The organism is Burkholderia sp. YHN3-13 (genome assembly GCF_055810675.1).
In genome coordinates, this window is the sequence record NZ_JBVVNQ010000007.1 from 322309 (window position 1) to 349170 (window position 26862).

The 26862-nt window shown below is 66.3% G+C and carries 22 protein-coding genes and 1 rRNA gene; 2 read left to right on the forward strand and 21 right to left on the reverse strand.

The genetic code is table 11. The annotated features are described in order from the left end of the window. Positions 1-144: 144 nt before the first annotated feature. Positions 145-621 (forward strand): DciA family protein, encoded by a 477-nt coding sequence (locus AC0KUR_RS18960; protein ID WP_226251547.1) that lies wholly within the window; start codon positions 145-147, stop codon positions 619-621. 80 nt (positions 622-701) lie between these two features. On the opposite strand, the gene lpxC is transcribed toward AC0KUR_RS18960, so the two are convergent. The 18 genes from lpxC to coq7 form a co-directional block, all read right to left on the reverse strand. Beyond that, a complete protein-coding gene (lpxC, locus tag AC0KUR_RS18965; protein WP_473376290.1) occupies positions 702-1619 on the reverse strand; it encodes a UDP-3-O-acyl-N-acetylglucosamine deacetylase in 918 nt (305 codons plus the stop codon). A gap of 240 nt (positions 1620-1859) precedes the next feature. Further along, complete coding sequence (locus AC0KUR_RS18970) at positions 1860-2366, reverse strand: peroxiredoxin (RefSeq protein WP_034186357.1); 507 nt, start codon at positions 2364-2366, stop codon at positions 1860-1862. 188 nt (positions 2367-2554) lie between these two features. Further along, entirely contained in the window at positions 2555-3751 is a 1197-nt protein-coding gene (gene ftsZ, locus AC0KUR_RS18975; protein WP_021159911.1) for a cell division protein FtsZ, read from the reverse strand. Between the two features lie 111 nt (positions 3752-3862). Further along, complete coding sequence (ftsA, locus tag AC0KUR_RS18980) at positions 3863-5095, reverse strand: cell division protein FtsA (protein WP_006487138.1); 1233 nt, start codon at positions 5093-5095, stop codon at positions 3863-3865. 26 nt (positions 5096-5121) lie between these two features. Next, positions 5122-5874, reverse strand: a complete 753-nt coding sequence (locus AC0KUR_RS18985) for a cell division protein FtsQ/DivIB (protein WP_034186356.1) — start codon at positions 5872-5874, stop codon at positions 5122-5124. Positions 5875-5893: 19 nt separating this feature from the next. Further along, a complete protein-coding gene (locus AC0KUR_RS18990; RefSeq protein ID WP_034186355.1) occupies positions 5894-6835 on the reverse strand; it encodes a D-alanine--D-alanine ligase in 942 nt (313 codons plus the stop codon). A 132-nt stretch (positions 6836-6967) separates the two neighbouring features. Next, on the reverse strand, positions 6968-8365 hold the full coding sequence (murC, locus tag AC0KUR_RS18995; protein WP_473376291.1) for a UDP-N-acetylmuramate--L-alanine ligase: 1398 nt from the start codon (positions 8363-8365) through the stop codon (positions 6968-6970). Next, positions 8362-9462, reverse strand: a complete 1101-nt coding sequence (gene murG, locus AC0KUR_RS19000; protein WP_049032744.1) for an undecaprenyldiphospho-muramoylpentapeptide beta-N-acetylglucosaminyltransferase — start codon at positions 9460-9462, stop codon at positions 8362-8364. Before murG ends, murC begins: the two co-directional genes overlap by 4 nt. Beyond that, a complete protein-coding gene (ftsW, locus tag AC0KUR_RS19005; protein ID WP_034186352.1) occupies positions 9459-10742 on the reverse strand; it encodes a putative lipid II flippase FtsW in 1284 nt (427 codons plus the stop codon). The genes murG and ftsW overlap by 4 nt, the downstream gene beginning before the upstream one ends. Beyond that, on the reverse strand, positions 10739-12250 hold the full coding sequence (gene murD / locus AC0KUR_RS19010) for a UDP-N-acetylmuramoyl-L-alanine--D-glutamate ligase (protein ID WP_473376292.1): 1512 nt from the start codon (positions 12248-12250) through the stop codon (positions 10739-10741). Before murD ends, ftsW begins: the two co-directional genes overlap by 4 nt. A gap of 28 nt (positions 12251-12278) precedes the next feature. Continuing rightward, a complete protein-coding gene (gene mraY / locus AC0KUR_RS19015; protein WP_006477019.1) occupies positions 12279-13448 on the reverse strand; it encodes a phospho-N-acetylmuramoyl-pentapeptide-transferase in 1170 nt (389 codons plus the stop codon). A 16-nt stretch (positions 13449-13464) separates the two neighbouring features. Then, positions 13465-14871 carry a UDP-N-acetylmuramoyl-tripeptide--D-alanyl-D-alanine ligase gene (locus tag AC0KUR_RS19020; RefSeq protein ID WP_034186350.1) on the reverse strand — a complete coding sequence of 469 codons (1407 nt, stop codon included), beginning with the start codon at positions 14869-14871 and terminating at the stop codon, positions 13465-13467. Then, positions 14868-16406 (reverse strand): UDP-N-acetylmuramoyl-L-alanyl-D-glutamate--2,6-diaminopimelate ligase, encoded by a 1539-nt coding sequence (locus AC0KUR_RS19025; RefSeq protein ID WP_473376293.1) that lies wholly within the window; start codon positions 16404-16406, stop codon positions 14868-14870. The genes AC0KUR_RS19020 and AC0KUR_RS19025 overlap by 4 nt, the downstream gene beginning before the upstream one ends. Next, entirely contained in the window at positions 16403-18250 is a 1848-nt protein-coding gene (locus tag AC0KUR_RS19030; RefSeq protein ID WP_069706777.1) for a peptidoglycan D,D-transpeptidase FtsI family protein, read from the reverse strand. Before AC0KUR_RS19030 ends, AC0KUR_RS19025 begins: the two co-directional genes overlap by 4 nt. Next, positions 18247-18588 carry a cell division protein FtsL gene (ftsL, locus tag AC0KUR_RS19035; RefSeq protein WP_034186347.1) on the reverse strand — a complete coding sequence of 114 codons (342 nt, stop codon included), beginning with the start codon at positions 18586-18588 and terminating at the stop codon, positions 18247-18249. The genes AC0KUR_RS19030 and ftsL overlap by 4 nt, the downstream gene beginning before the upstream one ends. Then, the gene (gene rsmH, locus AC0KUR_RS19040; protein WP_034186443.1) at positions 18585-19526 is read right to left on the reverse strand and encodes a 16S rRNA (cytosine(1402)-N(4))-methyltransferase RsmH; all 942 of its coding nucleotides are present in this window, start codon (positions 19524-19526) and stop codon (positions 18585-18587) included. Before rsmH ends, ftsL begins: the two co-directional genes overlap by 4 nt. Before the next feature lie 23 nt (positions 19527-19549). Next, complete coding sequence (gene mraZ / locus AC0KUR_RS19045) at positions 19550-19978, reverse strand: division/cell wall cluster transcriptional repressor MraZ (protein ID WP_006487094.1); 429 nt, start codon at positions 19976-19978, stop codon at positions 19550-19552. 386 nt (positions 19979-20364) lie between these two features. After that, positions 20365-20988: a 2-polyprenyl-3-methyl-6-methoxy-1,4-benzoquinone monooxygenase gene (coq7, locus tag AC0KUR_RS19050; protein ID WP_034186346.1), complete on the reverse strand. Its 624-nt coding sequence runs from the start codon at positions 20986-20988 to the stop codon at positions 20365-20367. Between the two features lie 279 nt (positions 20989-21267). On the opposite strand from coq7, the gene AC0KUR_RS19055 reads away from it, so the two are divergent. Then, complete coding sequence (locus AC0KUR_RS19055) at positions 21268-22419, forward strand: porin (protein WP_034186345.1); 1152 nt, start codon at positions 21268-21270, stop codon at positions 22417-22419. 275 nt (positions 22420-22694) lie between these two features. Here AC0KUR_RS19055 and AC0KUR_RS19060 read toward each other — a convergent pair whose 3' ends face one another. The 3 genes from AC0KUR_RS19060 to rrf form a co-directional block, all read right to left on the reverse strand. Next, a complete protein-coding gene (locus AC0KUR_RS19060; RefSeq protein WP_034186344.1) occupies positions 22695-24368 on the reverse strand; it encodes a long-chain fatty acid--CoA ligase in 1674 nt (557 codons plus the stop codon). 136 nt (positions 24369-24504) lie between these two features. Then, on the reverse strand, positions 24505-26580 hold the full coding sequence (locus AC0KUR_RS19065; RefSeq protein ID WP_473376294.1) for a molybdopterin-containing oxidoreductase family protein: 2076 nt from the start codon (positions 26578-26580) through the stop codon (positions 24505-24507). A gap of 181 nt (positions 26581-26761) precedes the next feature. Further along, a 5S ribosomal RNA gene (rrf, locus tag AC0KUR_RS19070) occupies positions 26762-26862 on the reverse strand; the annotation flags it as partial.

Below are 26862 nucleotides of genomic sequence, written 5' to 3' on the forward strand. Positions count from 1 at the left end.
GGGGAAGCGCACGCCTGTCTCTCGGCGGGACGGGCGCCGCACGCCGACGGCCGGGCCGGCGGGGCGAAAGCCGCCCGGGCATGGGCCGGCGCGGGTACAATCGGCGGCAACGTCCGCGCGCGTGCGCGCCCGAAGAATGCCTCGATGAACCGATTTTCCAAGCGTTTCGGCCCGCTCGCCGTCTATCGCCCGCAACCCGTGTCGGAAGTGCTCGGCCGCACCGACGCGTTCGCGGCGCTGCGCGCCGGCGTCGAGCAGATCGCGTCGCTGCAGCGCGATCTCGCCGCGCTCCTGCCCGACTACCTCGCGAATCACATCGAACCGGGCTTCATCAAGGACGGCACCCTGACCCTCTTTGCCGCGCACAATGCGCTGGCTGCCCGGTTGCGGCAGGTCGAGCCGCGGCTGCTCGGCGATCTGCAGAAGCGCGGCTGGCCCGTGACGACGCTGCGCGTGCGCGTGCGGCCGAAGGACGCGCCGGAGCCGCCGCACGTGAAGCAGGCGCGGATGACCTCGGTCGGCGCCGCCGCCCTGCGCGATCTCGCCGATCATCTCGAACCATCGCCGCTGCAGGCCGCGCTTGCCCGCATGGCGGCCCGGCACGGCGCCAAGTCACGCTGACGGCGCCTTTGGCCGGCAGCGGCCGGCCAACAAAAAAGCGGCCCGAAGGCCGCTTTTTTATCGCTTGCGCAACGCGCCGGTTACGCAAAGGCCGTCTGCGCGTCGAACGCGAAGCCCTTCGGCGCGGCCTGCGGATCGTCGAACGTCACGATCTCGTACGCGTCTTCGTGCGCGAGCAGCTCGCGCAGCAACGCGTTGTTCAGGCCATGACCCGACTTGTACGCGGTGTACGACGCCAGCAGCGGGTGACCGATCACGTACAGGTCGCCGATCGCGTCGAGCATCTTGTGCTTCACGAATTCGTCGTCGTAGCGCAGCCCGTCGTTGTTCAGGATGCGGTACTCGTCGAGCACGATCGCGTTCTCCATGCTGCCGCCGCGCGCCAGGCCGATCTCGCGCAGCATCTCGGCTTCGTGCGCGAAGCCGAACGTGCGCGCACGCGCGATCTCGCGCACGTACGACGTGGTGGCGAAATCGACTTCGAGCTCCTGGCCCGTCTTGTCGACGGCCGGGTGACGAAAATCGATCGAGAACTTCAGCTTGAAGCCGAAATACGGGTCGAGACGCGCGAACTTGTCGCCATCGCGGATTTCGACCGGCTTCTTCACCTTGATGAAGCGTTTCGGCGCGTTCTGCTCCTCGATGCCGGCGGACTGGATCAGGAACACGAACGTTGCCGCGCTGCCATCCATGATCGGGATTTCCTCGGCCGTCACGTCGACATACAGGTTGTCGATGCCGAGCCCCGCGCACGCCGACATCAGATGCTCGACGGTCGACACGCGCACGCCATCCTTCTGGAGCACCGACGCGAGCCGCGTGTCGCCGATCGACATCGCCGAGGCGGGAATGTCGACGGGCGTGGGCAGGTCGACGCGTGAAAAGACGATGCCCGTGCCGGGCGCGGCGGGACGGAGCGTCAACTCGATCTTGCGACCCGAGTGGACACCGATACCGACGGTCTTCACGATGGACTTGATGGTGCGCTGCTTCAACATGGTGTTCTTCGTCTTGATTGAAGATATCAATCAGGAGTTATATTCGATAGGCGGGATTATAGCGTAATTCCCTATTCAACGCTGTTTGAAACTGCGTATCAATCTGTTTCGACAGTTTACCCGTGCCGATACGGGACGGGCCGATGCCCGGAACGGAGGCGTTTCCGGTCATCAGCCCGTGTTACAACTGCCCTGAGGCCGGTGAGCAGCGTTGCCGGCAGGCAACGGCGCACCGCACGATCAGGACGTCAACGTCGCGAGAACACTCGCCGCATCGCTCACTTCGAATTTGCCCGGCGCCTCGACGGCCAGCGTCTTGACCACACCGCCGTCAATCACCATCGCGTAGCGCAGGGAACGAATCCCCATGCCACGCGCGGACAAATCCTGCGTCAGCCCCAGCGCAAGAGTGAAAGCCGCGCTGCCGTCCGCCATCATGCGCACCTTGCCCGCGGTGTGCAGATCACGTCCCCATGCGCCCATCACGAATGCGTCGTTGACGGACACGCACCAGATCTCGTCGATACCCGCCGCGCGCAATTGCTCGGCGTGTTCGACGTAGCCCGGTACATGCTGCGCCGAGCAGGTCGGCGTGAACGCGCCCGGCAATCCGAAGATCACCACCCGCTTCCCCGCAACCTGGTCGCGCACGCTGTAGGCGTTCGGCCCCAGCGTGCACCCTTCGCGCGCGTCGTCGATGAACTCGAACAACTGCGCGTCGGGCAGCGCGTCGCCCACTTGAATCATGGCTGGTCCCTCATAGCGATACGGTTTTTCAGCGTGTTGCGGACAGCACGGCCCATCCCGCCCCGCCTGAGCGAAGAGGGCACGTTTCCCGGCCCGGCGTCGCAGCCGACGCGGCCTGTCCTGGTCCGTAGCATCCGTCACGCCGGCGATACCGCGGCGGTTTCGCCGCGGCTTCGCCTGTGTTTGCGTCAGTCAGCCTGCTTGCGCAGGAAAGCCGGGATGTCGTACGTGTCGACACCCTTCTCCTGCAGCGCCTGCACATGCGATGCCGCGGTTTCGCGCGAATTGCGCCACACTGCCGGCGTATCCAGCGCGCCGTAGTCCGCCGTGCTGACGTGATGAGCCGGTGCATAGCCGTGCGACACCGCGCTGACCGGCTGGTTGTCCGTCCCCGTGCGCAGCAGCGTCATCGGTGCCGACTGCTGCTTCTTCGCCGCACGGCCCAGACCCGTTGCCACGACCGTCACGCGCAGCGCATCGCCCATCGCGTCGTCGTACACCGCACCGAAGATCACCGTCGCATCTTCCGCCGCGTAGCTCTTGATCGTGTTCATCACTTCGCGGGTTTCCGACAGGCGCAGCGAACGACTCGACGTGATGTTGACCAGCACGCCGCGCGCGCCCGACAGATCGACGCCTTCGAGCAGCGGGCTCGCCACGGCCTGTTCCGCCGCGAGGCGTGCGCGATCGACGCCGGCAACCGTCGCCGTGCCCATCATCGCCTTGCCCTGCTCGCCCATCACCGTCTTCACGTCTTCGAAGTCGACGTTCACGAGGCCATCTACGTTGATGATTTCAGCGATGCCGGCGACCGCGTTGTTCAACACGTCGTCCGCGCACTGGAAGCACTTGTCCATCTCGGCGTCGTCGCCCATCACGTCGAACAGCTTGTCGTTCAGAACGACGATCAGCGAGTCGACGTGATCCTCCAGTTGCTGCGAACCTGCTTCCGCGACGCGCATGCGCTTGCCGCCTTCGAACTCGAACGGCTTGCTGACGACGCCAACCGTCAGGATGCCCATCTCCTTCGCGATCTGCGCGACCACCGGTGCCGCGCCCGTGCCCGTGCCGCCACCCATGCCGGCGGTGATGAACACCATGTGCGCGCCGCGCAGTGCGTCGGCGATGCGCTCACGCGCTTCTTCCGCTGCCGCGCGGCCCATTTCCGGCTTCGCGCCGGCGCCGAGGCCCGTGTTGCCGAGCTGGATCACCGACGATGCGCGCGAACGCGACAGCGCCTGGGCGTCCGTGTTCATCACGATGAAGTCGACGCCCTGCACGCCGCGGTTGATCATGTGCTGGACGGCATTGCCGCCAGCGCCGCCAACGCCGACCACCTTGATGATGGTGCCGTTGGTCTCGGTTTCCAGCATTTCGAATTCCATGTTGCCTCCGTCAAGAGAAAAACTGCTAATCGGCCGTTATTCGGCAGGAGATCGGGCAACCTCCTGTCGCGCGCCAGCCGCCGGCACCAGCGCGAATTTCGATTCGGTTCGTCAAAAGTTGCTCAGGAACCATTCCTTCATCCGCGAGAACACCTGCCCCGCGTTGCCGGACTGCACGGCGACCTTGCGGCCGCGCATGCGCTGAGCACTGCCTTCGACCAGCAGCCCCATCGCCGTCGAGTAGCGCGGATTGCGCACGACGTCGGAGAGGCCGCCTGCATATTCCGGCGCGCCGATGCGCACCGGTTTCAGGAAAATGTCTTCGCCGAGCTCGACCATGCCGGGCATCATCGACGCACCGCCGGTAATGACCACGCCGGAGCTCAACAGTTCTTCGTAACCCGATTCGCGCACGACCTGCTGCACGAGCGAGAACAGTTCCTCGACGCGCGGCTCGATCACGGCCGCGAGCGCCTGGCGCGACAGCGTGCGCGGGCCGCGTTCGCCGAGGCCCGGCACTTCGACCATTTCGTCCGGATCGGCGAGCGCCTGCTTCGCGATTCCGTAGCCGACCTTGATGTCTTCCGCATCCGGCGTCGGCGTGCGCAGCGCCATCGCGATGTCGCTCGTGATCTGGTCGCCGGCGATCGGAATCACCGCGGTGTGACGGATCGCGCCTTCGGCGAAGATCGCGATGTCCGTCGTGCCGCCGCCGATGTCGACCAGCACCACGCCGAGATCCTTCTCGTCTTCCGTCAGCACCGCCAGCGACGACGCAAGCGGCTGCAGGATCAGGTCGTTCACTTCCAGCCCGCAGCGGCGCACGCACTTGACGATGTTCTGCGCGGCGCTCACCGCGCCCGTCACGATGTGCACCTTCACTTCCAGCCGGATACCGCTCATCCCGATCGGCTCGCGCACGTCTTCCTGGCCGTCGATGATGAATTCCTGCGTGAGGATGTGCAGCACCTGCTGGTCGGTCGGGATGTTGATCGCCTTCGCGGTCTCGATCACGCGCGCGACGTCCGTCTGCGTGACTTCCTTGTCCTTGATCGCGACCATCCCGCTCGAGTTGAAGCTGCGGATGTGGCTGCCCGCGATCCCCGTGAACACGTTGGTGATCTTGCAGTCGGCCATCAGCTCCGCCTCCTCGAGCGCGCGCTGGATCGACTGCACGGTGGCCTCGATGTTGACCACCACACCTTTCTTCAGACCCTTCGACTCGCTCTGGCCGAGACCGATCACCTCGTAGTGACCCTCGCCCTTCAGCTCGGCGACGATGGCCACCACCTTCGACGTGCCGATGTCGAGGGAAACCAGCAGATCCTTGTAGTCTTTGCTCATAAAGTGCTCTTGCGTGTGATCTCTCGTTACTTCTTGCGCTTGTCGGTATCGGTCAGGAACCGCATGCCTGCCGCGCGAATCGCGAATCCGTTCGGATAGCGCAGGTCCGCGTACTCGATGTCGTTGCCCCAACGCTCCGTGACGGCCGGCCAGGCCGCGACCAGGCGCTGGCTCCGGTCATGCAACGTGTCGCTGTTGCGTTCCTTGCCCAGCTCGACCTGCATGCCGTTCGACAGCTTCACCGTCCACGCGTACCGCGCCGACAGCGTCACTTCTTCCGGCGCCGCCTTCAGCGGCGCAAACCATTTCCCGAAGTCGCGGTACCGCGTGACGACTTCCTTCGCACTGCCTTCCGGGCCGTCGAACGCCGGCAGTTCCTGCTCCAGCTCGCCCTGGTTCGCGGTGAACAGCTCGCCGTCGACGCTCACCAGCTGGTCGCTGCCCCAGGTCCCGAGCGGTTTGTACTCCTCCAGCGTGACAGCCAGCGCATTCGGCCACACCCGGCGCACGCTCGCATGGCGCACCCACGGCATCTGCTCGAACGCGGCGCGCGCCGCATCGAGATCGACCGTGAAGAAATTGCCCTTCAGCCGGCCGACCACGCCCGCGCGCACCGTCGGCGAGTTGATGTGCTCGGTATCGCCGTCGATCCGGATTTCCCGCAGCGCGAACGTCGGGCGCTGGATCAGCCAGTAGCAACCGGCCGCCGCCAACACGAGCAGCAGCAGCGCGTACAGCGCGCTGGCGGCAAGGTTGAGTTGGCGAACGTTGTTCCACATACGTCGTTCCGTTCCTGCGTCAGTCGTTGAGCGTGAGCGACAGCACCTTCACGACCAGCTCCGAATAGCTGATGCCGACCGCGCGCGCCGCCTTCGGCGGCAGCGAGTGGTCGGTCATCCCGGGGGCCGTGTTCACTTCCAGGAAATACGCATTGCCGGCCGCGTCGAGCATGAAATCCGCGCGGCCCCAGTCGGTACAGCCGAGCACGTCGAACGCGCGGCGCGCGATGCGCTTCAGTTCCGCCTCCTGTTCGGCCGGCAGGCCGCACGGGATCAGGTACTGCGTGTCGTCGGCGACGTACTTCGCGTGGTAGTCGTAGAACTCGCCCGCCGGCACGATCTTGATCAGCGGCAGGTCGAGATCGCCGGCGATGCACGCGGTGTATTCGCCGCCGCCCTCGATGCTCTTCTCGACGATCACGATCTTGTCGTGCGTGGCGGCCTCTTCCAGCGCGGCCGGCAACGCGTCGGCCGTCTTCACCTTCAGCACCGCGACGCTCGAGCCTTCGCTCGCCGGCTTCACGAACAGCGGCAGGCCCAGCTTCGCGACGATGTCGGCCGCGCGCGCGGCCAGATCGTCGCCGCGCATCACCGTCTCGAACGGCGGCGTCGGCACGCCCGTCTGCTGCCATACGAGCTTCGTGCGGAACTTGTCGAGGCCGAGCGCCGACCCGAGCACGCCGCTGCCCGTGTAGCGAATGCCGTAGAAATCGAGCGCGCCCTGGATCTGGCCGTTCTCGCCGTAGCCGCCGTGCAGCGCGTTGAACGCGCGCACGAAACCTTCGTCCTTCAGCGCCGACAGCGGCCGCTCGGCCGGGTCGAACGGATGCGCATCGACGCCCGCGTCGCGCAGGCCCTGCAGCACGAGGCGGCCCGAGGTGAGCGACACCTCGCGCTCGGCGGATTCCCCGCCGAACAACACCGCCACCTTGCCGAAACGTTTCGGATCGATTCCGCTCATGCCAGCCTCCGCCGGGCCACCCCAAGCAGGCTGACCGCCCTCGCGGGGGGCGCCTTGCACGGGACCGGAGTAAGCGCTAAAGCGCCAACTCCGGTCGACAGCGAACGAAGTGAGCGTGGGGGTCGTTTCATGTCATGCCTTCTGTTGAATGTGTTGCACGAGCTTCGCCGGCACGCCGCCGATCGAGCCCGCGCCCATCGTGATCACCACGTCGCCGTTCTGAGCGACCTTCACCAATGCATCCGGCACGTCGTCGACCGTCGCGACGAACACCGGGTCAACCTTCCCGACCGCGCGCAGCGCGCGCGACAGCGCGTCGCCGTTGGCCGTCGGGATCGCGGCCTCGCCGGCCGCGTAGACTTCCGTCAGCACCAGCGCGTCGACCGTCGACAGCACGTTGACGAAATCGTCGAAGCAGTCGCGCGTGCGCGTGTAGCGGTGCGGCTGGAACGCCAGCACGAGGCGGCGGCCCGGGAACGCGCCGCGCGCGGCCGCGATCGTCGCGGCCATCTCGACCGGGTGATGACCGTAGTCGTCGATCAGCGTGTACTGGCCGCCGTCGGCGGTCGGCACCTCGCCGTAGCGCTGGAAGCGCCGGCCGACACCGTTGAATTCGGCCAGCGCCTGCTGGATCGCGTCGTCCGCCACGCCGAGATCGGTCGCGATCGCGATCGCCGCGAGCGCGTTCTGCACGTTGTGCAGGCCCGGCAGGTTCAGCACGATCGCGAGCGGCGCGCGCCCTTCGCGGATCACCGTGAAGTGCATCCGGCCGTCGCGCGCGTCGATGCCTTCCGCGCGCACCTGTGCGTCCGGCGACAGGCCGTAGCGCACGACCGGCTTCGAGATGAACGGGATGATCTGCCGCACGTTCGGATCGTCGACGCACACGACCGCGCTGCCGTAGAACGGCAGGCGTTGCGTGAATTCGATGAACGCCTGCTTGAGCCGCGCGAAATCGTGGCCGTAGGTGTCCATGTGGTCGGCGTCGATGTTCGTGATGACTTCGATCACCGGATACAGGTTCAGGAACGACGCGTCCGACTCGTCGGCCTCGGCGACGATGAAGTCGCCCGTGCCGAGCCGCGCGTTCGCGCCGGCGCTGATCAGCCGCCCGCCGATCACGAAGGTCGGGTCGAGCCCGCCCGCCGCGAGCACGCTCGCGACGAGGCTCGTCGTCGTGGTCTTGCCGTGCGTGCCGGCGATCGCGATGCCCTGCTTCAGGCGCATCAGCTCCGCGAGCATCACCGCACGCTGCACGATCGGCACGCCCTGGCTGCGGGCGGCCAGCACTTCCGGGTTGTCCGAGCGCACGGCCGTCGACACGACGACCGCGTTCGCGCCCGCGATGTTCGCCGCGTCGTGGCCGATCGCGATCCGTGCGCCGAGCGCCAGGAGGCGATCGGTCACCGCGTTGCGCGAGAGATCCGAGCCGCTGACCTCGTAGCCGAGGTTGACGAGCACTTCGGCGATGCCGCTCATGCCCGCGCCGCCGATCCCGACGAAATGAATGTGTTTGACGATGTGTTTCATAGTGTTTCCAGGTGCGCGCCGGCCGCCTTCGCGCACACGCGCGCGACTTCGTCGGTAGCCTCGGGCTTCGCCAGCGAGCGCGAACGTTCCGCCATGTCCGCGAGCGATGCCCGCGACTGGCCGCGCAGCCAGTCGGCGAGCAGTTCCGCCGACAGGTCGCGTTGTTGCACCAGCACCGCCGCGCCCGCATCGGCGAGGAACGCGGCATTGGTCGTCTGGTGATCGTCGACCGCGTACGGGAACGGCACGAACAGCGCCGCCACGCCCACCGCCGCGATCTCCGACACCGTCATCGCGCCCGACCGGCAGATCACCAGATCCGCCGCCGCGTACGCGGCCGCCATGTCGTCGATGAACGGCACGAGCCGCACGTCCTCGCCGGCCGCGAAACCGGCCGCTTCGTAATTCGCCTTCAATGCGTCGATGTGCTTCACGCCGGCCTGGTGCACGACGCGCGGGCGTTCGCCCGGCGTCAGCAGCGCCAGCGCGCGCGGCACGACTTCGTTCAGCGCGGCCGCCCCGAGGCTGCCGCCGACGACCAGCACGTTCAGCGGACCGCTGCGCGACGCATAGCGTGCTTTGGGCGGTTCCGTGTGCGCAAGTTCCGCGCGAATCGGGTTGCCGGTCCATTCCGCGTGCGGCAGTGCGCCGGGGAACGCGACGAGCACGCGCTTCGCGAGTTTCGCGAGCACCTTGTTCGTCAGGCCCGCGATCGAATTCTGTTCATGCAGCACGAGCGGACGCCCCGACAGCGCGGTCATCACACCCGCCGGGAACGTGATGTAGCCGCCCATCCCGAGCACGACGTCCGGCCGCACGCGGCGCAGCGCGCCGAGGCTCTGCCAGCACGCGCGCAACAGGTTGACCGGCAGCGTCAGCTTGGTCTTCAGGCCCTTGCCGCGCAGCCCGCCGAACCGCACGTATTCCATCGGAATGCCGTGCTTCGGCACGAGCGTCGCTTCCATCCCGGCCGGATTGCCGAGCCACACGACGCGCCAGCCCGCCGCTTCCATCCGGTGCGCGACCGCGAGCCCCGGGAACACGTGGCCCCCGGTGCCGCCTGCCATCACCATCAGCGTGCGTTGCGACGCGGTCATACCTTCCCTCCGCGCATCAGCACCCGGTTTTCGTAGTCGACCCGCAGCAGCACCGCCAGCGCGACGCAGTTCAGCAGGATGCCCGAGCCGCCGTAGCTCACCAGCGGCAGCGTCAGGCCCTTGGTCGGCAGCAGCCCGAGGTTCACGCCCATGTTGATGAACGTCTGCGCGCCGAACCAGATGCCGATACCTTTTGCCATCAGGCCCGCGAACGTGCGGTCGAGCGCGAGCGCCTGGCGGCCGATCTCGAACGCGCGGCGCACGATCCAGTAGAACAGCAGGATCACGACCAGCACGCCGACGAAGCCGAGTTCCTCGCCGATCACCGCGAGGATGAAGTCGGTGTGCGCTTCCGGCAGGTAGTTCAGTTTCTCGACGCTGCCGCCAAGGCCGACGCCGAGCCATTCGCCGCGGCCGAATGCGATCAGCGAGTGCGTGAGCTGGTAAGCCTTGCCCTGTGCGTAGCGCTCGTCCCACGGATCGAGATACGCGAAGATCCGCTCGCGACGCCACGGCGACAGCCACACCAGCATCGTGAACGTGCCGACCGCCGTTGCGACGAGGCCGCCGAACAGCTTGCCGTTCACGCCGCCGAGGAACAGCACGCCCATCGCGATCGCGGCGACCACCATGAACGCGCCCATGTCCGGCTCGAGCAGCAGCAGCGCACCGACCAGGCCGACCGCGAACGCCATCGGCAGGAAGCCCTTCGCGAAGCTCTGCATGTATTCCTGCTTGCGCACCGTGTAGTTCGCCGCGTAGATCGTCACCGCGAGCTTCATGATTTCCGACGGCTGCATGTTCGTGATGCCGAGCGGAATCCAGCGGCGCGCCCCGTTCACGCCCTTGCCGACGTGCGGGATCAGCACGATCACGAGGCCGACGAGCGCGATCAGGAAGAGATGCGGCGCGTACTTGTCCCATGTCGAGACGGGCACGCGGAACGCGATCACCGCCGCGACGAACGCGACGCCGAGCGAAATGCAGTGGCGCATCAGGAACGCGTAATCGTGATACGACGCGTATTTCGGCGAATCAGGCATCGCGATCGACGCCGAATACACCATCACGACGCCGAGGCCGAGCAGCGCGATCGCGACCCACAACAGCGAGTAGTCGAAGTCGAGCATCCGCGAACGGCTCGGGCGCACGCCGTTGACGACGCTCGCGAGGCCGCCCGTTGCGGCGCGCGTGGCCGACGCGACGCGGCCGCCCGCGGCATTGCCGCCGGTGTCGCGCCGGTCGTTGAACCGGGAGACGAGGCGATCGGACCAGCTCATGGCGTCGCTCCTTTGTCGATGGCGATTTCGTCGACCGCCGCGCGGAACACCTCCGCGCGATGGGCGTAGTTCCTGAACATGTCGAGGCTCGCGCATGCGGGCGACAGCAACACCGCGTCGCCCGGCTCGGCGAGATCGGCCGCCGCGTGCACCGCGCTTTCGAGCGTCGCGTGATCGGCGAGCGGCACGCCCGTTTCGGCGAGCGTGTCGCGGATTGCCGGCGCGTCGCGGCCGATCAGCATCACCGCGCGGCACCAGCGTGCGACCGGTGCGACCAGCGGTGCGAAATCCTGGCCCTTGCCGTCGCCGCCCGCGATCAGCACGATCTTCTGCGCGAGCCCATCGAGCGCGGCGACCGTCGCGCCGACGTTGGTGCCCTTGCTGTCGTCGACGTAGTCGACGTCGTCGATCGTCGCGATCACTTCGACGCGATGTGCTTCGCCGCGATATTCGCGCAGCGCGTGCAGCAGCGGCGCGGCCGGCAGGTCGATCGCGCGGGCAAGCGCGAATGCGGCCAGCGCGTTCGCCGCGTTGTGCAGCCCGCGGATGCGCAGCGCGTCGGCCGGCATCAGGCGCTTCTGCGCGATGTCGGGCGTATGCGCGGCGTCGCGCCTGCGCCGGCGGGTCGTCGTCACTTCATCCGGTGCGTCGCGATCGACGGCTTCCACCAGCCATGCAATGCCGTTGTCGCGCGACAGCCCGTAGTCGCCGTCCTGCACCGGCTCGTTCAGGCCGAACGTGACCGTGCGCGGCGCGTCGGCCGCGCCGGCTGCCGGCGCGAACTTCATCACGGCCGCATCGTCGCGGTTCAGCACGCGCGTCGTCGTCGCACCGAAGATCCGGCCCTTTGCCTGCGCATACGCGTCGAAGCTGCCGTGCCAGTCGAGGTGGTCCTGCGTGATGTTGAGGATCGCGGCGGCATCGGGTGCAAACGTGCGCGCGGTCTCGAGCTGGAAGCTCGACAGTTCGAGCACCCACACGTCGGGCAGCGCGGTTTCGTCGATCGCGTTCGCGAGCCGGTCGAGCATCGCCGGGCTGATGTTGCCCGCGACGGCGACCTTCTTGCCCGCGCGCCGGCACAGCAGGCCCGCGAGGCTCGTCGTCGTGGTCTTGCCGTTGGTGCCGGTGATCGCGAGCACCTTCGGCTGGTAGCCGCTCGTGCCGAGCGCGCGCAATGCCTGCGCGAAGAATTCCAGCTCGCCCCACACCGCGATCCCGCGCTCGTGCGCGGCCGCGACCAGCGCCGCAAGTGCCGGTTCGAGCGGCGACAGCCCGGGGCTCAGCCCGACGATCTCGACGCCGCCGTCGAGCAGTGCGGGCGTGAATGCCCCGCCGACGAATTCCGCATCGATGCCTTCGGCCTGCAGCGCGGCAAGGTTCGGCGGCGCCTCGCGGGTATCGGCAATACGCAGCCGGCACCCGTGCCTCGCGCACCATCGCGCGATCGCGAGACCCGATTCACCGAGCCCCAGTACGAGCACCATCGGCCGTTGCCGATCTCCAAACATCTCGCCAGACATCCTTGTTACCTTTCCTTTACCGCAGCTTGAGGGTGGTCAGACCAAACAGGCACAGCATCAGCGTGATGATCCAGAAACGCACGACCACCTGCGTTTCCTTCCAGCCGGACAATTCGAAATGGTGATGCAGCGGCGCCATCTTCAGCAGGCGCCGCCCTTCGCCGTAACGCTTCTTCGTGTACTTGAACCACGAAACCTGCAGCATCACCGACAGCGTTTCCGCGACGAAGATGCCGCCCATGATGAACAGCACGATTTCCTGGCGCACGATCACCGCGACCGTGCCGAGCGCGCCGCCGAGCGCCAGCGCGCCGACGTCGCCCATGAACACCTGCGCGGGGTGCGTGTTGTACCAGAGGAACGCGAGCCCTGCCCCGCCCATCGCGGAGCAGAAGATCAGCAGTTCGCCCGCGCCCGGGATGTGCGGGAACAGCAGGTATTTTGAATAGACCGCACTGCCCATCACGTACGCGAACACACCCAGCGACGCGCCGACCAGCACGACCGGCATGATCACGAGGCCGTCGAGGCCGTCGGTCAGGTTCACCGCGTTGCTCGCGCCGACGATCACGAAGTAGGTCAGCACGATGAAGCCCCACACGCCGAGCGGGTAGCTGATCGATTTCAGGAACGGCAGCATCAGGTCGGCACGTGCGGGCAGCCCCATCGACAGGCCGCTCCTCACCCATGCCATGAACAGGTCGAACACACGCACGTTGTTCGCCTCGGACACGCTGAAGGCCAGGTAGACGGCCGCGAACAGCCCGATCACCGATTGCCAGAAATACTTCTCGCGCGACGACATCCCGCGCGGGTCCTTGTGGACGACCTTGCGGTAATCGTCGACCCAGCCGATCACGCCGAAGCCGAACGTGACGAGCATCACGATCCAGATGAAACGGTTCGTCAGGTCGCCCCACAGCAGCGTCGCGACCGCGATGCCGATCAGGATCAGCACGCCGCCCATCGTCGGCGTGCCGGACTTGACGAGGTGGGTCTGCGGGCCGTCCTTGCGCACGGCCTGCCCGACCTTCATTTGCGTCAGCTTGCGGATCACCCACGGTCCGCACACGAGCCCGATCCCGAGCGCGGTGATGGTGGCCATCACCGCACGGAACGTGAGGTACGTGAACAAGCGCAAAAAGCTTGCGTCTCCTTGCAGCCATTGCGCCAGCGCCAGCAGCATGCTTCCTTCCTTCTACTCAGTGTGCGGCGGGCGCCGTGCCCGCCGCGGGTTGGTTCGTCAGCGCGTCGACCACGCGCTCCATCTTCATGTACCGCGAGCCCTTCACCAGCACCGTCGCCGGTGCGCCGTATCCGGCCGCGAGCAGCGCCGACACGAGCGCGCCGACGTCATCGAAATGGCGGGCCGTGTCGCCGTACGCCGTGCACGCGTCGCGCGACGCGTCGCCGAGCGCGAACAGCGCATCGATCCCGCGATCGCGCGCATAGGCGCCGATCTCGCGGTGGAAAGCCGGCCCTTCTTCGCCAACCTCGCCCATGTCGCCGATCACCAGCACGCGCGGCCCCGATTGCGCGGCGAGCACGTCGATCGCGGCGCGCATCGAATCGGGGTTCGCGTTGTACGTATCGTCGACGACCGTCGCACCCGCGAGGCTCCCGGCAATCGCCTGCTTCACCTGCAGCCGGCCCTTGACCGGTTCGAACGATTCGAGGCCCTGCCGGATCGCCGACAGCGAGACGCCGGCGCCGAGCGCCGCGGCCGTCGCGGCCAGCGCGTTGCGTGCATTGTGCTCGCCGAGCGCGCGCAGCCGCACCGTGACGGCACCCGCCGGCGTGTCGATCGCGAGTTCGCCGCCGTGCAGACGGCCGACGACCTGCGCGTCGTTCTGCCGTTCGGCGTCGTGCAGCGCGAAATCGAGGATCCGGTTGCCGGTCGCCGCGACGCGCCAGATGCCCGCGTACGCGTCGTCGGCCGGGAACACCGCGACGCCGTCCGGCGGCAGCGCGTGAATCACGGCCGCGTGTTCGAGCGCGACGGCTTCGACCGTCGACATGAATTCCTGGTGCTCGCGCTGCGCGTTGTTGACGAGCGCGACCGTCGGCGCCGTGAGGCGCGCGAGGACTTCGGTCTCGCCCGGATGGTTCATCCCGATCTCGATCACCGCGAGACGATGGGCGGCCGACAGGCGCAACAGCGTCAGCGGCAGGCCGACATCGTTGTTCAGGTTGCCGGCCGTCGCGAGTCGCGCGTCGGCGCCGACCGCCGCCGCGAAGATCGACGCGATCATTTCCTTGACCGTCGTCTTGCCGTTGCTGCCCGTCACCGCGACGAGCGGCAGCGGGAATCGCATGCGCCAGCCGTGCGCGAGCGCGCCGAGCGCGGCACGCGTTTCGCCGCCCACGATCGCCGGCATCGTGACGCCCGCCGGCACGTGCACGACGAGTGCCGCGGCGGCACCGCGCGCGGCGACGTCGCCGAGGAAGTCGTGCGCGTCGAAGCGCTCGCCCTTCAGCGCGACGAACAGGTCGCCCGGCCCGGCCGTGCGGCTGTCCGTCGACACGCGGTCGAACGTGACGCCCGCGTCGCCGTGGACGGTGGCGCCGGGAATCAGGCGGGCGGCTTCGCCGAGACTGAGCATCGTCATTCGCCGCCTCCCTTGCCGTGCGTCGCGCGCGCCGCCAGCGCGAGCCGCGCGTGATCCTGATCGGAGAACGTACGCTTCTTGCCCATGATTTCCTGCGTGGCCTCGTGGCCCTTGCCGGCCAGCACGACGACATCCTCGCGTGCGGCGCCGCGCACGGCCTGCAGGATCGCGCTCGCGCGATCCTCGATGCGGCGTGCGTGATCGGGTGCGGTCATGCCCGCGACGATCTGGTCGATGATGCGCTGCGGATCCTCGCTGCGCGGGTTGTCGCTCGTGACGACGGTCTCGTCGGCGAGCCGCTCCGCGATCGCGCCCATCAGCGGGCGCTTCGTTGCGTCGCGATCGCCGCCGCAGCCGAACATGCAGACGAGCCGGCCACCGCGTGCCGTGGCGATCGGGCGCAACGCGTCGAGCGTCTTTTCGAGCGCGTCGGGCGTGTGCGCGTAGTCGATCACGACGAGCGGTTCGTCGTTCTGCAGCCGGCCGCCGAGCCGCTGCATCCGGCCGTTGACCGACTCGAGCCGCTCGATCTCGGCGAGCGCCGCGTCGAACGGCACATCGGCCGCGAGCAGCGAGCCGAGTACGGCAAGCAGGTTGCTGACGTTGAAGGTGCCGAGCGTGCCGACCTCGACCTCCGCGTCGCCCCACGACGAACGCAGGCGGAATGCGGTGCCGGTGGCGGTCGCACGCACGTCGAGCGCGACCAGCTCGCGATCGGCGTCGGGTGCCGCCGCGTCGCCGATCCCGTACGCGATCGTGCGCACGCGGCCGGCCAGCTTCTCGAGCAGGCGCCGGCCGGCTGCGTCGTCGCGATTGATCACCGCCGCGCGCAGGCCGCGCCACGCGAACAGCTTCGCCTTCGCGGCTTCGTACGCATCGAAGGTGCCGTGATAGTCGAGGTGATCCTGCGTGAGGTTCGTAAATACCGCGATATCGAAGGCCGTGCCGTTCACGCGGCCCTGATGCAACGCGTGCGACGACACTTCCATCGCCACCGCCTTCGCACCGGCGTCGCGCAACTGCGCGAGGCTGCGCTGCAGTTGCGGCGCGTCGGGCGTCGTGAAGCCGGTCGGCACGAGCTGGCCGGGCGTCCCGCTGCCGAGCGTGCCGATCACCGCGCACGGCTGGTGCAACGCCGTCAGCGCGACAGCGAGCCATTGCGTGCACGACGTCTTGCCGTTCGTGCCCGTGACGCCGACCGCGAGCAGGCTGTCGCTCGGATCGCCGTACCAGCCGCTGGCGATCTCGCCGGCGAGCTGGTCGAGCGCCGGCACCGCGAGCGCGACGGGTACGGCCGGCGCGGCGGCCAGCCCTTCCGGCTGATACAGCACGGCGGCCGCACCTTGTGCGACGGCGTTGGCAATGAAGGCGCGATTGTCTGCCCCGTCGACCGCATACGCGACGAACACGTCGCCAGCCTTGAGACTGCGCGTGTCGGCATGCAGTTGCGCCGCGGGGGCCACATGCTGACGCAGCCACGCAAGCGCGGCTGCGATCTGCTGATGCGCCGGATGGGAACTGCGGGCGGCGCTCATCGAACAACTCCTGGTGAATTACGCGTCGTGCTGGACACGATCATATGCCTCGCACCGCTCCCCGCGGCCAGCTTTTGCGGCCCCGTTGCGCTCGGCGCTGCCGGCGAATCGTCAGACACGACGAGTTGCTTGATCGGCATGTTCGGCGGGACGTTCAACGCACGCATCGTGTCGCCGGCGATCGCCGAGAATACGGGGCCGGACACTTGGCCGCCGAAGTGGCTGCCGGCGGTCGGCTCGTCGACCGACACCGCGACGACGATGCGCGGATTCGGCATCGGCGCCATCCCGACGAACGACGCACGGTACTTGCGCGTGTAGCCGTGCCCTTCATGCTTGTACGCGGTACCGCTCTTGCCGCCGACGCGATAGCCCGGCACGGCCGCATCCGGCGACGTGCCGCCCGGCGCGACCACCGTCTCGAGCATCGCGCGCACTTCGCGCGCGGTGGTCGGGTTGAATACCTGCGTGCCCGTGATCGGCTGATTGGGGTCGGTCTTGAAAATGGTCACGGGCATCAGCTCGCCGTCGTGCGCGATCGCCGTGTAGGCGCGCGCGAGCTGGAACAGCGACACCGACAGGCCGTAGCCGTACGACATCGTCGCCTGCTCGATGCGGCGCCAGCTCTTCCACGGACGCAGGCGGCCGGCCACCGCGCCCGGGAACCCGACCTTCGGCGCCTGGCCGAGGCCGATGCTCGTATACATATTCCACATTTCCTCGGGCCGCATCGTCATCGCGATCTTCGTCGCGCCGATGTTGCTCGACTTCTGGATCACGCCGCCGACCGTCAGCGTGCCGAAACCCGCGTCGTCGGTGATCGGCGCGCCGTCGAGCACGAAATGCCCGTTGCCCGTTTCGACGAGCGTGTTCGGCGTCACGCGGTGCAGATCGAGCGCGAGCGACACCGTGAATGGCTTCATGATCGAGCCCGGCTCGAACACGTCGGTCATGATCCGGTTGCGCAGTTGCTCGCCCGTCATGCGCGAGCGGTCGTTCGGGTTGTACGTCGGGTAGTTGACGAGCGCGAGCACTTCGCCGGTACGCACGTCGACGACCATCGCCGCGCCGGCCTTTGCCTTGAACTTCTCGACGGCGGCCTTCAGGTTCGCGTACGCGATGTACTGGATCTTGCTGTCGATCGACAGGTCGACGTCGGTCCCGTTGTGCGGCGGGATCTGCTCGGCGACGTCCTCGACGATGTGCCCCATCCGGTCCTTGATCACGCGCCGCACGCCCGACGTGCCGGACAGCAACTTCTGGTCGCCGAGCTCGACGCCTTCCTGCCCTTCGTCCTCGACGTTCGTGAAGCCGATCAGGTGAGCGGTGATCTCGCCTTCCGGATAGAAGCGCTTGTATTCGTTGCGCTGGTAGATGCCGGGAATGTCGAGCGCGGCGACCTTGTCCGCGACGTCGAGCGGCACCTGGCGCTTCACGTAGACGAAACCCTTGTCTTCCGACAGCTTCACGCGCAGTTCCTTCGGCGTCATGCCGAGGAGCTTGCCGAGCTGGTTGATCTTGTCGGCGTCGAGATCGTCCGGCACCGCGTCGGGAATCGCCCAGATCGCGCGCACGGGCAGGCTCGTCGCGAGCACGAGCCCGTTACGGTCGAGGATCTTGCCGCGCGTCGCGGGCAGCTCGAGCGTGCGCTGGTAGCGGCTTTCGCCCTGCTTCTGATAGAACGCGTTGCCGGGCCCCTGGATCCAGAACGCCCGCGCGGCCAGCGCGACGAACGCCATGAACAGCAGGAACACGACGAACTTCGAGCGCCACATCGGCAGGTGCACGCCCAGCACGGGGCTCGACGAGAACTTCACGTTCTGGCGTTTCTGGGACGGCTTCATCGCGCGCCCCCCTTGCCCTTGCCTGCCGTGTCGGCCGACGCCGGGATCGGCGCGTCGATCGCCTTCGCCGCGCCCGGCGGCAGCGTCAGGTATTGCGTGCGGCCGGTCGAGATCGCCTGCATCTTCAGCGAATCGTTCGCGAGTTGCTCGATGCGCGACGTCTTCGACAGCGCGCTCTGCTGATATTGAAGCTGCGCGTAGTCCTGCTGGAGCTGGCGCTCCTGCGACTGCGCGCGCTGCAGCTGGATGAAGATCTGCCGCTGCTGGTTCGTCGAGTTGACGACCGACAGCGCGCAACCCATCACGATGATCAGCAGGAAGATATTGAAGCGGCTCATGGCGTGACGCGCTCCGCAATGCGCATCACGGCCGAGCGGGCGCGCGGATTCGCGGCGACTTCCGCTTCACTCGGAAACTGACGGCTGATGATCTTGAGCGGCGGGCTCGGGAGGTCGACGGCGCGGATCGGCAGGCGACGATCGACCGCAGGCGCACTGGCGTGCGCCTGCATGAATCGCTTGACGATCCGGTCCTCGAGTGAATGAAAGCTGATCACCACCAGCCGCCCCCCTTGCTCCAGCAACGACAGTGCCGCGTCTAGTACGACTTGCAGGTCCGCAAGCTCTTGATTGACGTGAATCCGTATAGCCTGAAAGGTGCGGGTTGCCGGATCCTTGCCCTTCTCACGGGTTTTGACGACGTGACCCACGATTTGGGCAAGCTCGCCCGTGGTGTCGAGAGGCCCAAGACGGTCGGACTCTGCCCGGCGAGCAACAAGCGCCTTTGCAATCTGAAAAGCAAACCGTTCTTCCCCATAATCCCGTATCACCTCCGTCAATTCCTGCACCGAAGCCCGCGCGAGCCATTCGGCCGCCGACTCGCCACGCGTCGGATCCATTCGCATGTCCAGCGGACCATCGGCGCGGAAGCTGAAGCCGCGCGCCGGATCGTCCACCTGCGGCGAGGACACGCCCAGGTCCAGCAACACACCCGCCACCTTCTCGACGCCGCGCGCCGCAAGCGCGTCGCGCATCGATGCAAAGCTGTCATGCACGATCGAGAAGCGCGCATCCTCGATGCCCTGCGCCGTCTCGATCGCCCTCGGGTCCTTGTCGAACGCGATCAGCCGCCCGGCCGGCGCGAGCCGCGCGAGCACCGCGCGGCTATGCCCGCCCCGCCCGAACGTACCGTCGACGTACACGCCGTCCGGCCGCGTCACGAGCGACTCGACCGCCTCATCCAACAGCACCGTCCGATGCCGCAATTCATTTCCCATCGCGGGCGTCTCCGTCACCGCAATCAGAACGTGAAATTCTTCAGCGCGTCGGGCATGCCCTGCGCCATCGCTGCCTGCTCCTTCGCGTTGTAGGTTTGCGAATCCCACAGCTCGAAGTGACTACCCATTCCCAACAACATGACTTCCTTTTCCAGTCCGGCTGCCATGCGCAGCTCGGGCGATACGAGAATCCGGCCCGCGCTGTCGAGATCGACGTCCATCGCATTGCCGAGAAAAATGCGCCGCCACCAGTGCGCGTCCATCGGCAGCGCGGCGATCTTGGCGCGGAATACTTCCCATTCGGGGCGCGGAAACAGCAACAGGCAGCCGTCCGGGTGCTTGGTCACAGTCACCCGTCCTTCTGCCTGTCCTTGCAGCGCTTCGCGATAGCGAGCCGGCACCGACATCCGCCCTTTCGCATCGAGCGTCAGCGCCGACGCCCCTTGGAACACTTTCCGCTCTCCCGTTCAGGGCACCGAAGCACCCGCTCAATGCTGAGAATTTAGCCGGAATAGCCCGCTAAATCACACAAAAATACACTTTCTCACACTGTCTCCCACTTTAGAGGAAGGGTGTGGCACGGTCAAGGGAGCGGCCCGCTTTTTTGACGAATTTTGTTAGTTAGAACAAGGACTTACGCGCACATGCTCATGCGGCCCCTCATACCAAAAACCGTTATAAATGAATGAGCTAGTGCAACTTGTGAAGGTGATACGTGAGAAAGACGGGCCAGACAGGCGTGCGGACGGGGCTTTCGGGGGCGGGAAAACGAGGGGTCGGCGGGCGGTATCGGGGGCGGTGAACCAGGGCGGCGTCATGCGTCGCCCCGGCGCAATTCTCAGAGATAGTACGCAGTGCTCGTCATGACTTTCGACGCGGCGCGCATCAGCATCCGCGCGGGCAGCGGCAACTCGATCCCGCCTGCGTCGGTCGCGGCCTTGCCGTGCTTCACCTCGTCGATCCGCATCTGGTCGACGATCGCGCGCGACGCCGCGTCGGTCGCCGGCAGCTCGGACATATGGCCTTCGAGATGATTCTCGACCTGCCGCTCCGTCTCGGCCATGAAGCCGAGGCTGACCTTGTCGCCGAGCGTACCGGCCGCGACGCCGATCGCGAGCGCGCCGGCATACCACAGCGGATTCAGCAGGCTCGGGCGCGAGTCGAGTTCCTTCAGGCGGTGCGCGGTCCACGCGAGGTGATCCTCTTCCTCGCGCGCGGCCTCCTCGAACATCGCCTTCGCCGACGCCGTGCGCGCGGTGAGCTTCTGCGCCTGGTAGAGCGCCTGCGCGCAGACCTCGCCGACGTGGTTCACGCGCATCAGCCCGGCGGCATGCGTCCGTTCGGCCGGCGTCAGCTCGACGTCGGGCGCCTCGGCCGGCGTGGGCACCGGGCGGCTCATCCGGCTAATGCCGGTCAGCGATCGCAAGCCGCGATCGAATTCGCTGATCAGTTCATCCAACACGTTCCTGTTCTCCTGGCTGCAGGTGCCGCCGCGAGCGGCAAGGGCACGAGTCCGCTGCGTAACCGACTTGATTATTCAGCGGAAATTGCGGTTAACCCGTGATTTTAACCATTGTTGCATAAAGGAAACATGGCGGCCTTGCGCCACGGCATTTCGCTTTGTGGCAAAAAACGGTTTTGCTACATTACGTCCGACTTCTTGCGAAGTTGATGGGGCCCGTCAACAGAACATAACTATCTGCCCCGCCAAAAAAATTCAGTGATTCTTGGAGATCCGTTAATGAAAAAGTCGCTTCTCGCGCTCGTCGCGCTGGGCGCGTTCGCTGGCGCTGCCCAAGCGCAAAGCAGCGTGACGCTTTACGGCATCATCGATGAAGGCCTGCTCTTCAACAACAATGCAGGCGGCAAGCACCTGTACAGCATGGCCAGCGGCGTGATGCAAGGCAGCCGCTTCGGCCTGCGCGGCACCGAAGACCTCGGTGGCGGCCTGAAGGCAATCTTCACCCTCGAAAACGGTTTCGACGTGAACAGCGGCAAGCTCGGTCAGGGCGGCCTGATGTTCGGTCGTCAGGCCTACGTCGGCCTGTCGAGCCAGTACGGCACGGTCACGCTGGGTCGTCAGTACGACTCCGTCGTCGACTTCGTCGGCCCGCTCGAGGCAGGCGACCAGTGGGGCGGCTACATCGCCGCTCACCCGGGCGACCTGGACAACTTCAACAACGCCTATCGCGTGAACAACGCGGTCAAGTTCACGAGCCAGAGCTACGGCGGCATCACGTTCGGCGGCCTGTACAGCTTCGGCGGCCAGGCAGGCCAGTTCTCGAAGAACCAGGTCTGGTCGCTCGGCGCAGGCTACAACAACGGCCCGCTGGTCCTCGGCGTCGGTTACTTGAACGCACGTACGCCGAACCAGTTCGGCGGCATGTTCAACAACGGTTCCGCATCGTCGTCGGTTTCGTCGCCGATCTACGGCGCGTACGCGAACAACGCGAACACGTACCAGGTCATCGGTGCAGGCGGCGCCTACACGTTCGGCGCGGCAACGATCGGCGCGACGTACTCGAACACGAAGTTCAAGGGCTTCTCGGCAGGCCCGTTCGTGAACCAGACCGCGACGTTCAACAACGGCGAAATCAACTTCAAGTATCAGCTGACCCCGGCGCTGATTCTCGGCGCGGCGTACGACTACACGCAAGGCAGCAAGATCGACGGCAACTCGGCAGCCAAGTACCACCAAGGCTCGCTGGGCGTCGACTACTTCCTGTCGAAGCGCACGGACGTCTACGCAATCGGCGTGTACCAACACGCTTCGGGCAACGTGCTCGACGCGAACGGCAACGTCCTGAAGGCAACTGCGGCGATCAACGGTCTCGCAGGTTCGAGCTCCGCCAACCAGGTCGCAGCGCGCGTCGGTATCCGTCACAAGTTCTAATCAGCTTGCCTGACAAGCCGCAGCATATTGAAGGCGCCTTCGGGCGCCTTTTTCTTTTCCCCGGCGGCGACCATGCTGGACCGGCGCGCCAGAAATCCGCCGGCCAATCACGGTGAAAGCGCCACCGGCGCGCCATGTGCGCCGGTCGTGTCGGCACAATCGACGATGCGATGGGCCGCCGGCCCGCCGCGGAAAGCGGCTGGTTCCGATCCGCGTCATCCGCAAACAAAAAAGCCCGGCGTCTGCCGGGCTTTTTCGCTCAACCTCGCCGCGACTTACGCGCGTCCGTCGCGCAACTCGCGCCGCAAGATCTTGCCGACGTTCGTTTTCGGCAGCTCCGTACGGAATTCGACCAGCTTCGGCCGCTTGTAGCCGGTGAGCCGCTCCTTGCAGTAGGCCAGGATGTCCTTGTCGGTGAGCGCCGGATCCTTCTTCACGACGAACAGCTTCACGGCCTCGCCGGAATGCTCGTCGGGCACGCCGACCGCCGCCACCTCGAACACGCCCGGATGCGACGCCACCACGTCCTCGACTTCGTTCGGATACACGTTGAAGCCGGACACGAGGATCATGTCCTTCTTCCGGTCGACGATCTTCACGTAACCGCGCGCGTCCATCACGCCGACGTCGCCCGTCTTGAAGAACCCGTCCGGGAACATGACCTTCGCGGTCTCGTCGGGCCGGTTCCAGTAGCCCGCCATCACCTGCGGCCCGCGGATGCAGATCTCGCCGGGTTCGCCGAGCGCCACGTCATTGCCGGCATCGTCGCGGATCGCCACCTCGGTCGACGGCAGCGGCAAACCGATCGTCCCGCTGTATTCGGTCGCCGTCACGGGATTGCAGGTCGCCACCGGCGACGTTTCGGACAGCCCGTATCCTTCGATGATCGCGGTATGGGTCTTTTCATACCAGCGCTTCGCGACCCCTTCCTGGATCGCCATGCCGCCGCCGTTGGCGATCACGAGCTTCGACAGGTCGAGCTGACTGAATTCGGGATGGTTCAGCAGCGCGTTGTACAGCGTGTTGACCGCCGGAATCGTCGAGATCTGATAGCCCTTCAGCTCCTTGATCATGCCGGCGATGTCGCGCGGGTTCGGGATCAGGACTCCCATGCCGCCCGTGCGCATCGTCAGGAAACCGCAGACGGTCAGTGCGAACACGTGATACAGCGGCAGCGCGACGACCGTCACGAACTGTTTCACCTCCGGGTATTTCTCGTGTGCCGGATGGTGCCAGGCGCCGGCCTGCAGCACGTTCGACACGATGTTCCGGTGCAACAGCGTCGCGCCCTTCGCGACGCCGGTCGTCCCACCCGTGTATTGCAGGAACGCGACGTCGTCGGGGCCGATCTTCTGCGGCTTGAACGCCTGCCGCGCGCCTTCCGACAGCGCGGCCTTGAAGCGCGTGAACGACGGCAGCTGCCATGCAGGCACCATCTTCTTCACGTTGCGCACCACGTAATTGACGAGCCACCCCTTGATGCCCAGCAGGTCGCCCATCGATGCGACGACCACATGCTTGACGGCCGTATTGGCGATGACGGACTGCAGCGTCGACGCGAAATTCTCGAGGATGACGATCGCTTCCGCGCCGCTGTCCTTCAACTGGTGCTCGAGCTCGCGCGGCGTATAAAGCGGGTTGACGTTGACGACGGTGTAACCGGCCCGCAGTACCGCGGCGATCGTCACCGGATACTGGAGCACGTTCGGCATCATGATCGCGACCCGCGCGCCGCGTGCGAGGCCACGGGATTGCAGCCACGCGCCGAACTGCCGCGACAGCTTGTCGAGTTCACCGTACGTGATGCCCTTGCCCATGCAGACGAACGCCGTGCGATCGCGATACTGCCGGAAGCTTTCGTCGAGCAGGTCCGGGACAGAAGGATAGGGAGACGCGTCAATTTCGGCTGGAACGCCGGGTGGGTACGATTTCAGCCAAATTTTGTCCATGCCGCGCGTCTCCTCACAGATTTTCGAATGGTCGTGCTAAAACGCATCGTAACGGCTCCCCCGCCCCGAGACAACAGGGTTAGATGTCCACTTCGAACTTCCGAGGATATTCGTCCGACCATAACGCGATATTCGATCAAATTCGTTCAACTTCCACAAGACAATCGTAAAACGTCGCCGAATTGCCGAGATCGGTCAGCGCCTGGCTTGTCACCTCGTTCGCGTTCCTGCCGTCGGGCGACAGTTTCTTCCACCAGATCGACAGTCCGACGACGAGCCCCGCCCGTGCGCGATCGGTAACCCGTGCGAGCGCCTGCATCGAACCGCGATCGTTGAAGATGCGGACGACGTCGCCCTCCGCGATGCCGCGCGCCTCGGCGTCGGACGGGTGCATGTCGAGGTGCGGCTCGCCTTCCGTCGTACGCAGGCTGTCGACGTTCACGAACGTGCTGTTCAGGAAGTGGCGGGCCGGCGGCGAGATCATCGCGAGCGGATAACGCGCGGCGAGCTCGGGCGCGGCCTCGGCCGATTCGAACGGCGGCAGGTAGTCCGGGACGGGGTCCATGCCCATCTGCTCGAGCCGCGGGCTGTAGAACTCGCACTTGCCTGACGGGGTGCGGAAACCGCCGTTCGCGAACGGCGCCTCCGGCAGCTTGAGCTTCAGCCAGCCTTCCCGCTTCAACGCTTCCCAGTCGCTGTCGAGTGCCGGGTCGTCCCAGCGGAGCGCCGCACGCGCGACCTCTTCGTCGGTGTGATACAGCGCCGGCTCGTCGAGCCTCATGCTGCGCGCGATGCCACGGAAGATCTCCGTGTTCGGCCGCGCCTCGCCCACCGGCGGAATCGACGGCAGGTTCGCCATCACGTAGGTGTGGCCATACGATTTGTGAATATCGAGATGCTCGAGCTGCGTGGTCGCCGGCAACACAATGTCGGCGAAATCGACGGTATCTGTCTTGAAATGCTCGAGAACGACCGTAAACAGATCGTCACGCGCGAACCCAGCGGCGACCTTCGACGAGTCCGGCGCGACCGCCACCGGATTCGAGTTGTACACGATCACGGCTTCGACTTTCGGCCCGAATGTCGCATCGCCGGGGTGCAGCAGCGCGTCGCCGATCGCATTCATGTTGATGATGCGCGGCAGCTTGTGCGGCCAACCCGGCATCAGATCCGGGCGCAACAGCGCCGCCTGGTTGACCGGTGCGGATTCCGACGACGACAGCAACAGCCCGCCCGCGCGGTCGCGCCACGCTCCCGTCAGCGCCGGCAGGCTGGCAATCGCGCGCACGGCATTGCCGCCGCCGCGAACGCGCTGCATGCCGTAGTTGAGGCGGATCGATGCCTTTCGCGTGGCGCCGTAGCGACGCGCAAGATCGATCAGCTCCGACGCATCGACGCCGCAGATCTGCGCGACCCGCTCCGGCGGATAGGACATGGCGCGCGCCTTGAGCGCGTCAAAACCCAGCGTATGGTCAGCGATGTAGTCGTGATCGAGCAGATTTTCGGTGATCAACACATGCATCATGCCGAGCGCAAATGCACCATCGGTACCCGGTTTCAGCGCAATGTGCTGATGGCACTTCTCCGCGGTCAGCGAGCGATAGGGATCGATCGCGACAAGACGCGCACCGCGGCGCTTCGCTTCCTGCGCGCGGGTCCAGAAGTGCAGGCTCGACGCGATCGGATTCGCGCCCCATATCAGAATCAGTTCGCTTTCCTCGAAGTGCTCGAGGTGCATGCCGAGACTGCCGCCATACGTATATCGCAGCCCCGCCGCGCCTGCTGCCGCACAGATCGTGCGCTCGAGCCGCGATGCGCCGAGCGTGTGGAAGAACCGTTGGGCGATGCCCTCGCCCTGCACGAGCCCCATCGTTCCGGCGTAGCTGTACGGCACGATCGCTTCCGGCGCGCGCGCGGCGATTTCACCCAGGCGACGGCCGATCTCGTCGAACGCCTCGCTCCAGCTGATCGGCTCGAAGCGCCCTTCGCCCTTCGGGCCGACGCGTTTGAGCGGAACCGTGAGGCGATCGGGATGATGGACGCGGTCGGCGTAACGGCTGACCTTCGTGCACAACACACCTTGCGTCGGCGGATGATCGGGATCGCCCGTTACCTTGATCGCCTTCCCGTTCTCGACGGTCACGCGCATTGCGCACGTGTCCGGACAATCGTGCGGGCAAACGGCCCGGGCTACCTGGGTGGCGGCGTTCATCGTCTTGAATGCGGAGGTGGGGATTCGCGAATTTTACGTGGACACGCCGGATAACGCGCTCATTTCGTTCGGGGCTCGGGTTATCTGAACGAAGACCGACTGACATTGCCGCGCACGCGCATTTCCGCCGCCGAAATGCAAAAACCCCCGCCTTGTCGGGCGGGGGTTTCTGGCTTAGGGAGCCTGACGATTACCTACTTTCACACGGGAATCCGCACTATCATCGGCGTAGAGTCGTTTCACGGTCCTGTTCGGGATGGGAAGGGGTGGGACCGACTCGCT